The following is a 13,174-nucleotide window of genomic DNA, read 5'->3' as shown; positions in this document are numbered from 1 at the left end:
CGACACTTAAAAACTAAAAAATTCTTTGGGGGGTTTTGGAATCATTTTAAATGACTCAAAACAAACCCGTTTTTAAAGCTGCGCACATATAAAATATTATGGCGGTTAGAGCAAAAGACTTGTGGGGCTGTTACAAACCCAGAAAGCAATTCCCTAGCGTCAATGACTTTAGGGTTTTCAAGCGATCTTTTACAAGGCTTTAAGGAAAACGAAAAAGCGTCAATGGAATCAGCTCGAACTTCATAATTTTCAAAAGCTTTGTTTTTGATACGCATAAGATAGATTTTATGGGCAAAAATGCTCGTGTTTCTGGTGTCTGCAAAGGTGCTCACACCTGAATACAACGAAGTTACTAGCCCTCCAACAAACCCTAAATAATAGTTCGCTACCGCTTGCATGCCCACCTTAAAAGTAGCCGATAAAATGGCTCTAGTGATAATATAGGGCAATTGCTTCCTAAACTCGCTAGCGACCACCGCATCTATTGAGGCTAAAGTGTCAAAGGGCGTTACTTTTTCTCCATCTTTGAGAGTGAAATTTTGATAAAACGCTTCCCCTTTTTCTAGCTTGGGCAAGGCTATACTCACGTTATAAACCGAATCGATCATAAAAATAGGCACATCAATTTTAAATTCACTTTTTTGCGGCTCTTTACCATCTTCAATGATGATCCAAGTGAAATGGCTCCTGTTAGGGTTTTTGAAAAAAACCAAGTCTTGGGCTACAAAAGGGCTTTGACTGATCCCATAGGCTTCATTAAGATAGCCTAACCCCTTATTCTTATCCCCATTTAAAGCGTAAAACAACCCTGAAAGATACGAAACCGCCGGGTTAAGCAAGCCTTGATAAGCTTCGTATTTGTCTAAATTAGAATAGGTGTTGTTTAAAATCTCGCTCACTTCTACCCTAGAGCGTTCCATATTAATATTGTGCTTTTTGCTAGAATCGATCTCTTTAATGGCTTTTTGCACTTCCTCATAATAAAATTCTTTAGCCCTGCGCTGGCGTTCATTCGCGCGGTTGAATTGCACCCTAGCTTTCGCGCTATCGTTTAAAAGCATGTAGTCTATCGCTTTGTAATAATTGATTAAAACGCCCTCATAAATATTCCCCCCATAAGCACGCACGTTATCATTAATCATGGTAGCGCCCACATAACCAGCCCCTCTTGTGAAAGCGCTTTGGGTTTTATCAAAGCGTTGCTCGGCTTGATCCAATACCCCTAAAGAAGTCTTATAATCCCTTGCGTATAAAGCGCTCAAGCCGTTTTGCAAGTCCCATAAAAGAGCGTTCTTTTTTTTCTTAGTGAATTGTTTAGAATATTCATAAGCTTGTTTAGGGCTTTCTTCATAATAGAGCGTGTTAAAATGTTCTAAGTCCATACGATAGCCTATGCAACCTGTTAATGATATTCCTAAAATTACCGACATCAACAGAACGAATATTTTCAATCTAACCCTTTTAATTGACATTTTTTTGCTTGACTATTTGAGCGTATCATAACATTTTTAATGAAAACATAAGCTTTCTATGGTTAAAATGATCCCTAAGCTCTTATTTAGACCTATGCAATAGGATTTTAGGGTAACGCTTCAGGGTAGGAATACAGCAGAGTCCCCTAATTTCTTGTGTGCCTTAGCCATCTGAATAGGAGTGCTTCAAAATAATATTAACTTTTTAAAACTAACTCTTCAAAAGTTTCTCACGCCACTCTGTAGGGTGGTCTTTTTGTAACGCTTTCACTTTATTCACATGACTAGAATCTGAATTAAAGATTTTCAAATAACGCCCCAAGCCCTCCAAACTCACATCAATCATGTTGGAACTCCCATTACCCAGATTTTTGACTAAAACCTGCCTGGCATACAAAGGCGTGTTTTCTAAAAAAGAAATTTCAGTCTCGCTCAAAGGCACATTGAAGTTGTGTTTCAACTCCCTAGCGTTTTTTTGCGGATACAAAATAAGAGTCCCCATGTTGCTTAAAAAACTATGGGCGTTTTTGACCCCGCTGAGTTGGTAAATGTCTTGCAAGGCCAACACCACCACGCCATTAGCTTTCCTGGCTTGCGTGATTAAAGCGTTGATTTTAGTGTTCAATAAATCGTTTTCCACATAGGATTTAAACTCGTCTAAAAAAACCAAAAAACCGCTATCGTTTTTCCTGGATTCTTCTAAGATTTTATAAAACAAGTAATAGGCTAAAAGCCCCAAATCTTTAGGGTTTTGGGTGATAGCGTCTAAGTTGATTACATTTAAAAAAGCGTTGGAATTGAATGCGTCATTCAAAGCGTTAAAAAGAGGGTTATTCAAATACGGCTCCAAGCTTAAGCTTAGTTGGTTAGATGAGGTTCTTTTAAGCGTTTCTTTAAAGTCTAGCAAACTAAAGGCTTTAGGGTATAAGGTCTCATAAAGGCTCTTAATCGCGCCAGAAATTGCATTCATGTCTTCTAAAGCTTCTTTATCCCTTGAAGGGGCAAGATCAAACATGCTCAAAAAAAAGGATTGCAAAAATTCCAAATTCTGCAAATTAGGCTCTAAACAAAAGGGGTTGATGCTAAAAGATTGGCCGTCATGGTAATGCCCTTTAAAAAATTTGGTGAAAGAATACAGCCCTTGCATCCTGTCAAAAGCTAAAAGGCGCATGTTTTGGTATTTCAAAGCGCTCATCATTAAAAAGCTAATCAGCGTGCTTTTACCGCTCCCGGTAGCCCCTATGATTAAAGTATGCCCATTCACTCTGGCGATTTCTTTAGCGTTGTTGTGGCTCACTTCTTGGTTGTGGAAATTGAATAAAAAAGGGGAATAATCCAAATTTTTAAACACGCTCAAAGGGCTATTCCCCCATGAATTAGCCTTAAAGCCTAAATTTTGCCTTTCAAACACCATCAAACACGCTAGGGCTTTAGAGGTTAAAAAGCGCAAGCGGTGGTTTAAATGGATGCGTTCAGGGAAAAAGGAAAAATACCCCCCTTTCAAGCCAAAAGTTTCTATAACGCCCACTAAGTTTTCTTTAAATAAAAGCCCTAAAACTAAGCTTGTTTGAGCGTCTAAATCCTCTAAACTGGGGGCTTTGATAAGAATGTTTAGGGCGAATTTTTGCATGGATAGGCGTTTGGTTTTGACTAATTCTTGGTATTCTAGCAGCTCGTTTTTAACGAGATTAGACATGCTAAACTTGGCTCTCTCTTTTAAAAAACTCAGCGTTTTATGCGCGCTCATAGGCTCTATAGAAAAGATAATATCTAGTGGAGTCTCTTGGTATAAAAGCGCTCCCACCGCTATAGAAGTGATCCTTTCGCTCTCATAAGCTTTAATGCCAATCAAGCGGTTGTAGGTTTTTTGGTTAAAACTTTCTTGAATGAAATAATCTTTTTCAAAAGTGATAGAGCTAGCGATATAGCTATCGCTCAAATACCCCCCTACTAGGGGTTTTAAAGGGAGATCAAACCCATTAATGTATTCTGCATAAAAATTCAAAACCTCTTTGGAGTTTAAGAGTTTGGGGGCGTAGTTTTTGAGCTGGATTTCTAGGCTTTTTAAAATTTCTTGCAAAAAATGCACTTTATAAGAGAGAATATCCTTAAAATTTTCCTTATTGGCATGCATGAGAGATTTTTTCTTATGCTCCAAAACACCTTGTAAAGAGTGAGTGCTTTCTAAAACTAAAAAATACTGATTCTCATACACTTCTTTATTTTCAAATTGATTCAAGATCGCTTGCAAGTATTGAGAATCAGATTGAATGTTTTGTTTATAATCAATTTTACGCCTTTTAACCACCAGGCGCGCCACGACCTTTTCTAAAGAATCCAACGCCATTTGGCGCTCGGTGAAAAGATCTTGCAATTGCTCTGTGCTTAAATGGGTGTAGCTAACTCCTTCTAAACGGAGGATGCCCACTAAGTTTTCGTTTTTAGTGAGTAAAAAATGCTCATCATACAAGCCTAAAATGTTGTTTTCTTCGCTCATAGAATAGCTTTTAGGCAAAACCCCTAAAAAATAGTTTGAAACTCTTTGTTTGATAGCGCCTAAAAGCTTTTCTAACATCCTACGCTCTATAACATTTGGTTTTAGTCTTTATTTTGCTTTTAGCCACAATAATATCCGCAATGTCTTCATCAAAAAATTCCAGCACGCTAAAGAGCGCTAAAAACCCTAAATACAATAAAAAAGCGCTCAATAAATCAATCCAAGGGAGCAAAATAAAAGGCGCAAAAACAGAAATCAAATAAGATTTAGCGTTCAGCCATAAAAATTTTTCTTTAACCGAAATTTCACGCAAATTCTTCACGCTCGCTGAGAGGATAATCATTAAAAAATTCCCATAAACCAATTCGCTAAACTCGGGGCCTTAAAGAATAAAAAAATCCCAAACACCACGCCAAGGATCGTGAATAAAATCTCTTTCCACCGGTCTAAATTCCTCCACACATAAATAGCGATCCCTATGAAAATCACCATTAAAATCCCCTTAGCGATGGGGCTTTTGAGCTGGGCTTCTAGGGCGTTAAAAAAACCTTCTAAACCTTCAGCGAACAAACTTGAAACGCACATGCCTACTAAAAAAACGATTTTTAAAAAATGAGCGGACATCACAACCCTTTTGTTTAATTTTAATTAACTTTATAAGGCTTTATTATCTCAAAAAAACCATAAAAATCCTCTAAAAGGGGGTCAAAAGGGGTGGTTTTATCTTTAAAAGGGTAAAAAAGCAAAGCTAAAGAGAAAAAAGCCTTACTATTCTACGATTTGATAGACATAAGAAAGATTAGTGTGTTCTTTGGCTTGTAGGGCGTCCTCTTCTAAGAGGTTTTGAATCTTTTCAAAACTATATTGCAAATGGTTGTAAGCAACAATCACCACCTCATCGCCTTTTTGTAAAAAATGCTCTTGCGCAAAAGGCATATAAGGGGTAGCCCCGATCGCAAAAATCATTTTAGTAGGGAAGTTATGGCGTTCTAAAAAAGGCCTTAAAGCCTCTAAAGAATCGCCATCTTGTTGGTGGTTCAATCTGTCTTTAATCCAATCTAAGAGCTTTTGATAAAAAAACTCGTATTTGAGCAATTTGCTGTTTTCCCCATAAACGTGCCAAACATTATCGTATTTCAAAAAAGACGCGATAGAAAAATTATTGCACACCCCCCCATAAACAAACCTGTCAATGGGCAATTTCTGCCCTATGCCTTTAGAAGCTGGTGAAAAATTCTTTTTTTGAGAGAGTTTTGCGGCGTCTAGATTACGCACAGAAGCGTCATTAAACGCCATGAAAAAATTAGGCACAAGCTTGGTTACCAAATGTTTTTCATCGTATTTAACATCGCATTCTAAAGCGATTTCTGGCTCTGCTTGCACTTTCAAATTCAAATCACTAGGCAAAATAATCTTATGGTTATTAATGCAACAACGCCCCAGATAGCAATTCTCATACGGGATATAAAAAGGGAACAACCCCTTGGGGGCGTCCTTTTCTTCGCTTTTCATATTAATAAAACTATGACTCTCTCCTGCTTGCTCCAAATGCCCTGCAAAATTCCCCACCACACCAAAACCTAAAAACTCTTGCATGCAAACCTCCTAGCAAATAGCTTAATGATTAGAGCTTTTTTCATTATAGCATAAAAGAAAACCCCTAAAATTCTCAAAAACTCCCTTTTAAGCGAACAAATACTCTCTAGCGCTCTCTTTATCCAAAGGGTAAAGCTCGCACTTTTCATTCCCTATTTGAATGAGGTAAGCTTGATTTTTTAAAGTCTTAGCATAGCCTAAAGCGATACGACCGGCCAATTCTTTATCTTCTTTGCTGGCGTTTTTATCCACCAAACTCAAAGGGCCTTTACAGCTTAATAATTCAATCTTATCCATTAAGGGGTGTTGGATGTCTAGCTTATGGTTTTCTTCTTCATTCCTTGCCACCACCAAGCGAGCGTTATGGGGTAGGACAAAATAACGCCCGTTTTTGACAATCGCACTATCTTCAAACACCATTTCTCTGTATTCTTTCAAATTCTTAATCTTATTACTCACTTGAATATCCGTAAGCAAGCACCCCCCACCTGGCTTTTCATAATATTTCAAGCCATAATCTTTGATCATTTGCAATTGCCTAGCACGCCCCCTACCACTCACATCTAAAAGCTTTTCTCTATCAACAAAACCCTTTTTTTCCATAAAAGTAGGCTCTAAGAGTTTAGCGCTCATGGGCCTTAAGAGCAATTCGTCTAAAAATTGCGGTTTTTCACCGCTTGCTTGCGTTCGGTCTAAAACGGGATCAAAACGCGCCTCTTCGCCCACTTCTCTGACTAATTTTCTCACCTGATTGAGCGCTTCTTTCCTTTGGGATTTAGGGCGTTGCCCTAGCACTTCCCCACTCAAAACAAAATCCGCATCCAATTCAAGCATTTTATAAAAAGCGTTCCTAAACATGTTGGCATGGCAATCAATGCAAGGGTTGAAATATTTCCCATAGCCGTATTTGGGCTTGAACAACACATCGTTAAAAAACTGCTCTCTAATATCGCACACTAGGAGCTTAGCCCCGATTTGCGCAGTGGCGTTTTCAAAATACTCTCTTTTATCTTTATTCCCTCCAAACCCTATATTAAAGTGCAAAGCGGTTACTTCAATGCCTTGATCAATGAGCAATTTCATAGACAACAAACTATCCAACCCCCCACTGAATAGGGCTAAAGCTTTAATCTTTTTCATATGGCGACTAATTCTCCTTGTTTTAATTTCATAATGGCCTGGCGAGCCTTTTTTAAAAAGATCATTTTTTCGCTAAAAGGGAGCGAACTTTTAGGGATTTCTTTGAGTTGCCGCTCAAAATAGCGCAAAATCAACAAACGCAATTCCTTTTCAAACCCCCCTTTTTTTAGGGGTAAATTCGCATCTAATAATAACGCAACTAATTTAGGGTCGTCTAATTTTTCTTGACACAAAGCGTCAAATTCTTGTTTTTTATGCAAGAATACCCCACTATGGATATAACCCACCGCTAAATCCAACAAGCTTCTGTCTTCTAAAAGATAGCGGATCACTAATTTTTCTAAAAATTCCAAACTGAGTGTGTTAGAAGCATTAACAAACTTTTGAGCAAGATTAGGTTTTTCTGTTTTGGGGTAAAAAGGCTGAAAAGAGACTCGCTCTCTAATCCCTAAAACATGCAAAGGCACTTGCAAAAGAGAAGCGATTAAGGGCTTGTATTCGCTTTGTAAAAGCAAGGAAAAGTTTTTTAAAAACCCTAACATTTCTTTAAGAGCCTTATCTTTTTCTAAAGGATCGTCTAAAAGATAGGAATCTGCCATGCGCCTTAAAACAAATTCAATAAAAGCTATGGGGTGCGATAACCAATCTTTCAAGGTTCCAATCTGGTTATTAGCGATCATATCCGCTGGGTCTAGGTTGTTTTCAAATAGAATCACCCCCCCTTTTCTTTGCTCTTTAGCTAACATCAAGCTCGCTTTATACGCCGCATTCCTCCCTGCCTTATCCCCATCATAGCTCAAAAGAATTTCTGGATCGCCTTTTTTAAGCAAGGGCAAATGCGATGGCGTTAGAGCCGTCCCAAGCGTGGCTATGGCGTTTTTAAAACCCGCTTGGTGCAATAAAATCACATCCAAATACCCCTCGGTTACAATGACTTGTTTTTGTTTGTAAATGCTTTCTTTAGCCAAATGATAGCCATAGAGCAAACTGGATTTATCAAAAAGCTTATTTTGGGGCGAATTGATATACTTGGCTGCTTTTTCTTTTAAAGTGCGCCCTCCAAAACCCACCACTTGAGCGCTAGGGTTATAAATAGGGAACATGATGCGATCTAAAAAGCGTAAATAGGTTTTCTGATCGTTATCGTTTTTGCCTAACACGCCTAATTCAAGGAGCTTGTCCTTATTCAAATTTTTATTTTCAATGCCATGATAAATCCTGTTTGTGCATAAGCCTAATTTAAACGCTTTGATACTCTCTAAATTAAGCCCTCTTTTTTGCAAATAATCTAAAAAAAACGGGGCGTTAAAAAGCTCTTCTTGATACAACGAACTCACCATTTCTAAAAGGTGGTAATCTTCTTTGTGATCGTAATAAACGCCTTTATCGTGTTCTAAAGCCACATTGAATCGGCGGGCTAATTTTTCAAGCGCTTCCACAAACGAAAGCTTTTCAAACTCCATCACAAATTGAATGCTATCCCCGCTCGCCCCACACCCAAAGCAATGGTAAAACCCTTTAATTTGATTGACGCTAAAACTCGCGCTCCTTTCCTCATGGAAAGGGCAACAAGCCATGTAATTAGAACCTGATTTTCTTAAATCCACATAAGAGCTAATGACTTCTACAATGTCTATCGTTTGCAAAAGACGATCAATGGAACTTTTAAGAATCATTTTTCATGCTTTCTTTCATCGTGCTTTCTTGTTTTAAGCTGTTTGAATGAATTATACTCAATAAATAAAATCTTAAAAAGGTTTGCCAATAACGCCTCCTTTTTTTAATCCTTACATTTTTAAACTAATGAAACTTGATACAAATAGACTTAATAATCCTTATAGTTATAATCTTATCTTTGTTTTTATGGCTTGACTTATCCCTAAAAATGCGCTATAGTTGTGTCGCTTAAGAACAATAAGCGCTAAATTTCTATTTTATTTATCAAAACTTAGGAGAACTAATATGAAGTTTCAGCCATTAGGAGAAAGGGTCTTAGTAGAAAGACTTGAAGAAGAGAACAAAACCAGTTCAGGCATCATCATCCCTGATAACGCTAAAGAAAAGCCTTTGATGGGCGTAGTCAAAGCGGTTAGCCATAAAATCAGTGAGGGTTGCAAATGCGTTAAAGAAGGCGATGTGATCGCTTTTGGCAAATACAAAGGCGCAGAAATCGTTTTAGACGGCACTGAATACATGGTGCTAGAATTAGAAGACATTCTAGGTATTGTGGGCTCAGGCTCTTGTTGTCATACAGGTAATCATGACCATAAGCATGCTAAAGAGCATGAAGCTTGCTGTCATGATCACAAAAAACACTAAAAAACATTATTATTTAAGGATACAAAATGGCAAAAGAAATTAAATTTTCAGATAGTGCAAGAAACCTTCTATTTGAAGGCGTGAGACAACTCCATGACGCTGTTAAAGTTACCATGGGGCCAAGAGGCAGGAATGTGTTGATCCAAAAAAGCTATGGCGCTCCAAGCATCACTAAAGACGGCGTGAGCGTGGCTAAAGAGATTGAATTAAGTTGCCCCGTGGCTAACATGGGCGCTCAACTCGTTAAAGAAGTAGCGAGCAAAACCGCTGATGCTGCCGGCGATGGCACGACCACCGCGACCGTGCTAGCTTATAGCATTTTTAAAGAAGGTTTGAGGAATATCACGGCTGGGGCTAACCCCATTGAAGTGAAACGAGGCATGGATAAAGCCGCTGAAGCGATCATTAATGAGCTTAAAAAAGCGAGCAAAAAAGTAGGCGGTAAAGAAGAAATCACCCAAGTAGCGACCATTTCTGCAAACTCCGATCACAATATTGGGAAACTCATCGCTGACGCTATGGAAAAAGTGGGCAAAGACGGCGTGATCACCGTTGAAGAAGCTAAGGGCATTGAAGACGAATTAGATGTCGTAGAGGGCATGCAATTTGATAGAGGCTATCTCTCCCCTTACTTTGTAACCAACGCTGAGAAAATGACCGCTCAATTGGATAACGCTTACATCCTTTTAACGGATAAAAAAATCTCTAGCATGAAAGACATTCTCCCGCTATTGGAAAAAACCATGAAAGAAGGCAAACCGCTTTTAATCATCGCTGAAGACATTGAGGGCGAAGCTTTAACGACTCTAGTGGTGAATAAATTAAGAGGCGTGTTGAATATCGCAGCGGTTAAAGCTCCAGGCTTTGGGGACAGAAGAAAAGAAATGCTCAAAGACATCGCTATTTTAACCGGCGGTCAAGTCATTAGCGAAGAATTGGGCTTGAGTCTAGAAAACGCTGAAGTGGAGTTTTTAGGCAAAGCCGGAAGGATTGTGATTGACAAAGACAACACCACGATCGTAGATGGCAAAGGCCATAGCGATGATGTTAAAGACAGAGTCGCGCAAATCAAAACCCAAATTGCAAGCACGACAAGCGATTATGACAAAGAAAAATTGCAAGAAAGGTTGGCTAAACTCTCTGGCGGTGTGGCTGTGATTAAAGTGGGCGCTGCGAGTGAAGTGGAAATGAAAGAGAAAAAAGACCGGGTGGATGACGCGTTAAGCGCGACTAAAGCGGCGGTTGAAGAAGGCATTGTGATTGGCGGCGGTGCGGCTCTCATTCGCGCGGCTCAAAAAGTGCATTTGAATTTACACGATGATGAAAAAGTGGGCTATGAAATCATCATGCGCGCCATTAAAGCCCCATTAGCTCAAATCGCTATCAACGCTGGTTATGATGGCGGCGTGGTCGTGAATGAAGTAGAAAAACACGAAGGGCATTTTGGTTTTAACGCTAGCAATGGCAAGTATGTGGACATGTTTAAAGAAGGCATTATTGACCCCTTAAAAGTAGAAAGGATCGCTTTACAAAATGCGGTTTCGGTTTCAAGCCTGCTTTTAACCACAGAAGCCACCGTGCATGAAATCAAAGAAGAAAAAGCAACCCCAGCAATGCCTGATATGGGTGGCATGGGCGGAATGGGTGGCATGGGCGGCATGATGTAAGCCCGCTTTCCAATAACCCGCCTTTAAAAACCCTCTTCTAAAACCCCCCCTTTCTAAAATCCTTTTTTGGGGGGGTGCTTTGATAAAACCGCTCGCTTTTAAAAACGCGCCACAAAAAATCTCTGTTAAGCTTTTATCATTAGCGTTCCATTAAAACAAAATCTAAAAACTCTTTACCACCCAAACAAAAGCGCAAAAAGTGCAAAAATTCTAAATTTTCTCCAAATGACAAAAAAAAAAAACGAATTTTATGCTACAATCATCTCAAATACATTAATATGTTCTTAATGTATAAAATTCCAATCACTCAATTTAATTTCAAAGGATATTCATGAAAAAAACCTTTTTAACTCTCTCTCTCTCTCTCGCTTCATCGCTTTTAAACGCTGAAGACAACGGCTTTTTTATCAGCGCGGGCTATCAAATCGGTGAAGCCGCTCAAATGGTGAAAAACACCGGCGAATTGAAAAAGCTCTCAGACACTTATGAGAATTTGAGCAACCTTTTAAACAATTTTAACGATCTCAATCGGGCGGTAACGAACGCGAGCAGCCCTTCAGAAATCAATGCTGCGATCGATAATTTAAAAGCCAACACGCAAGGGTTGACTGGCGAAAAAACCAATTCCCCCGCGTATCAAGCGGTGTATTTGGCGTTGAATGCCGCAGTGGGGCTGTGGAATGTCATCGCCTATAATGTCCAATGCGGTCCTGGTAACAGTGGGCAAGCAAGCGTAACCTTTGAGGGTCAACCAGGACATAACTCAAGTTCTATTAATTGTAATTTAACCGGTTATAACAACGGAGTTAGCGGTCCTTTATCCATAGATAATTTTAAGATGCTCAATAACGCTTATCAAGCTATCCAACAAGCCTTAAAAGACGACAATGGGTTTCCTGTTTTGGATGGTGCAGGAAAACAGGTAACTATAAACATAACAACGCAAACTAATGGGCAAAGTAGTAAGGAAACTACTACTACTACTATTACCAATAACGCCCAAACTCTTTTGCAAGAAGCTAGTAAAATGATAAGCGTCCTTACTACAAACTGCCCATGGGTAAATACCGCTTCACATTCAAATGGGGGTGCACCGTGGGGGTTAAATACGACAGGGAATGTGTGTCAAGTTTTTGCCACCGAATTTAGCGCTGTTACTAGCATGATCAAAAACGCCCAAGAAATCGTCGCGCAAGCTCAAAGCCTTAATACTAACCAGCAAAGCAATCAAAACGCGCCGCAAGATTTCAACCCTTACACTTCTTCTGACAGGGCTTTCGCTCAAAACATGCTCAACCACGCGCAAGCGCAAGCTAAGATGCTTGAACTAGCCGATCAAATCAAAACCAATCTCAGCGCTATCCCTGCAAAATTCACTACAGACTACCTGGCAGCTTGCAGAAATGGGGGTGGGACATTGCCTAATGCTGGGGTTACTAACAACACTTGGGGGGCCGGTTGTGCGTATGTGGAAGAGACGATCACCGCTTTAAACAACAGCCTTGCGCATTTTGGCTCTCAAGCCGAGCAAATCAAGCAAGCCGAGTTGTTGGCGCGCACGATACTTGATTTTAGAGGCAGCCTTAGCACTTTAAACAACACTTATAACAGCATCACCACGACCGCTTCAAACACGCCCAATTCCCCATTCCTTAAAAATTTGATAAGCCAATCCACTAACCCTAATAACCCCGGGGGCTTACAGGCCGTTTATCGAGTCAACCAAAAACGCTTATTCGCAATTATTAAGCGCCACGCAAGAATTAGGGCATAACCCTTTCAGACGCATTGGCTTAATCAGCTCTCAAACCAACAATGGTGCCATGAATGGGATCGGCGTGCAAGTGGGCTATAAGCAATTCTTTGGTGAAAAAAGAAGGTGGGGGTTAAGGTATTACGGCTTTTTTGATTACAACCATGCCTATATCAAATCCAGCTTTTTCAACTCCGCCTCTGATGTGTTCACTTATGGGGTAGGGACAGATGTCCTCTATAACTTCATCAACGATAAAACCACCAAAAACAGCAAGATTTCTTTTGGGGTGTTTGGGGGTATCGCCTTAGCCGGAACTTCATGGCTGAATTCCCAATACGTGAATTTAGCGACCTTCAATAATTTCTATAGTGCTAAAATGAATGTGGCGAATTTCCAGTTTTTATTCAATCTGGGCTTGAGAATGAATCTGGCTAAAAACAAAAAGAAAGCGAGCGATCATGCGGCGCAGCATGGCGTGGAATTAGGCGTGAAGATCCCCACGATCAACACGAATTACTATTCTTTGCTAGGCACTCAACTCCAATACCGCAGGCTTTATAGCGTGTATTTGAATTACGTGTTTGCTTATTAAAAACTCTTTGTGAAACTCCCTTTTTGAACCCTCTTTTTGGGGGGTTTGTTTTGAACTTTCTTTTTTTTTGAACCCTCTTTTTGGGGGGTCAAGCGTAAAATTCACCCCTATCCCTTTAAGAAAATAAAATAAAAC

The 13,174-nt window shown here is 39.6% G+C and carries 9 protein-coding genes, 1 other RNA gene and 1 pseudogene; 4 read left to right on the top strand and 7 right to left on the bottom strand.

The annotated features are described in order from the left end of the window. Positions 1–41: 41 nt before the first annotated feature. Positions 42–1,382 carry a COG3014 family protein gene (locus QT76_RS01525; protein WP_033616300.1) on the bottom strand — a complete coding sequence of 447 codons (1,341 nt, stop codon included), beginning with the start codon at positions 1,380–1,382 and terminating at the stop codon, positions 42–44. 173 nt (positions 1,383–1,555) lie between these two features. Here QT76_RS01525 and ffs point away from each other — a divergent pair. Further along, positions 1,556–1,653, top strand: an RNA gene (gene ffs, locus QT76_RS07920) — signal recognition particle sRNA small type. A 30-nt stretch (positions 1,654–1,683) separates the two neighbouring features. On the opposite strand, the gene QT76_RS01520 is transcribed toward ffs, so the two are convergent. From QT76_RS01520 to dnaG, 6 genes are all read right to left on the bottom strand, one after another. Continuing rightward, positions 1,684–4,047 carry a VirB4 family type IV secretion/conjugal transfer ATPase gene (locus QT76_RS01520; protein WP_033616299.1) on the bottom strand — a complete coding sequence of 788 codons (2,364 nt, stop codon included), beginning with the start codon at positions 4,045–4,047 and terminating at the stop codon, positions 1,684–1,686. A gap of 1 nt (position 4,048) precedes the next feature. Next, a complete protein-coding gene (locus QT76_RS01515; RefSeq protein ID WP_000584956.1) occupies positions 4,049–4,312 on the bottom strand; it encodes a hypothetical protein in 264 nt (87 codons plus the stop codon). Next, positions 4,312–4,593: a TrbC/VirB2 family protein gene (locus tag QT76_RS01510; protein WP_001272690.1), complete on the bottom strand. Its 282-nt coding sequence runs from the start codon at positions 4,591–4,593 to the stop codon at positions 4,312–4,314. The genes QT76_RS01515 and QT76_RS01510 overlap by 1 nt, the downstream gene beginning before the upstream one ends. Before the next feature lie 144 nt (positions 4,594–4,737). Further along, the gene (locus QT76_RS01505; RefSeq protein ID WP_033616298.1) at positions 4,738–5,565 is read right to left on the bottom strand and encodes a DUF5718 family protein; all 828 of its coding nucleotides are present in this window, start codon (positions 5,563–5,565) and stop codon (positions 4,738–4,740) included. 87 nt (positions 5,566–5,652) lie between these two features. Next, positions 5,653–6,705 (bottom strand): MnmA/TRMU family protein, encoded by a 1,053-nt coding sequence (locus tag QT76_RS01500; RefSeq protein ID WP_033616297.1) that lies wholly within the window; start codon positions 6,703–6,705, stop codon positions 5,653–5,655. Then, entirely contained in the window at positions 6,702–8,381 is a 1,680-nt protein-coding gene (dnaG, locus tag QT76_RS01495; RefSeq protein WP_033616295.1) for a DNA primase, read from the bottom strand. The genes QT76_RS01500 and dnaG overlap by 4 nt, the downstream gene beginning before the upstream one ends. A gap of 286 nt (positions 8,382–8,667) precedes the next feature. Between dnaG and groES the strand changes: the two genes are divergently transcribed. The 3 genes and pseudogenes from groES to hopZ all read left to right on the top strand — a co-directional run bounded on the left by groES (position 8,668) and on the right by hopZ (position 13,039). After that, positions 8,668–9,024 (top strand): co-chaperone GroES, encoded by a 357-nt coding sequence (gene groES, locus QT76_RS01490; RefSeq protein ID WP_000671934.1) that lies wholly within the window; start codon positions 8,668–8,670, stop codon positions 9,022–9,024. A gap of 26 nt (positions 9,025–9,050) precedes the next feature. Then, entirely contained in the window at positions 9,051–10,691 is a 1,641-nt protein-coding gene (groL, locus tag QT76_RS01485) for a chaperonin GroEL (protein ID WP_001040280.1), read from the top strand. Positions 10,692–11,022: 331 nt separating this feature from the next. Then, positions 11,023–13,039, top strand: a pseudogene (gene hopZ / locus QT76_RS01480) (Hop family adhesin HopZ). Positions 13,040–13,174: the final 135 nt, after the last annotated feature.

Origin of the sequence: Helicobacter pylori SA37A, assembly GCF_000476015.1 — a bacterium.
Classification (GTDB): Bacteria; Campylobacterota; Campylobacteria; order Campylobacterales; family Helicobacteraceae; genus Helicobacter; species Helicobacter pylori_DB.
Note: the sequence above shows the minus strand (reverse complement) of the source record. Positions and strands in the feature narration are given on the sequence as shown.

What these genes read in the sequence shown, in the direction of transcription:
- QT76_RS01525 (WP_033616300.1), bottom strand. Translation starts at nt 1,382, where the DNA reads ATGGACTTAGAACATTTTAACACGCTCTATTATGAAGAAAGCCCTAAA.
- QT76_RS01520 (WP_033616299.1), bottom strand. Translation starts at nt 4,047, where the DNA reads ATGTTAGAAAAGCTTTTAGGCGCTATCAAACAAAGAGTTTCAAACTAT.
- QT76_RS01515 (WP_000584956.1), bottom strand. Translation starts at nt 4,312, where the DNA reads ATGATTATCCTCTCAGCGAGCGTGAAGAATTTGCGTGAAATTTCGGTT.
- QT76_RS01510 (WP_001272690.1), bottom strand. Translation starts at nt 4,593, where the DNA reads ATGTCCGCTCATTTTTTAAAAATCGTTTTTTTAGTAGGCATGTGCGTT.
- QT76_RS01505 (WP_033616298.1), bottom strand. Translation starts at nt 5,565, where the DNA reads ATGCAAGAGTTTTTAGGTTTTGGTGTGGTGGGGAATTTTGCAGGGCAT.
- QT76_RS01500 (WP_033616297.1), bottom strand. Translation starts at nt 6,705, where the DNA reads ATGAAAAAGATTAAAGCTTTAGCCCTATTCAGTGGGGGGTTGGATAGT.
- dnaG (WP_033616295.1), bottom strand. Translation starts at nt 8,381, where the DNA reads ATGATTCTTAAAAGTTCCATTGATCGTCTTTTGCAAACGATAGACATT.
- groES (WP_000671934.1), top strand. Translation starts at nt 8,668, where the DNA reads ATGAAGTTTCAGCCATTAGGAGAAAGGGTCTTAGTAGAAAGACTTGAA.
- groL (WP_001040280.1), top strand. Translation starts at nt 9,051, where the DNA reads ATGGCAAAAGAAATTAAATTTTCAGATAGTGCAAGAAACCTTCTATTT.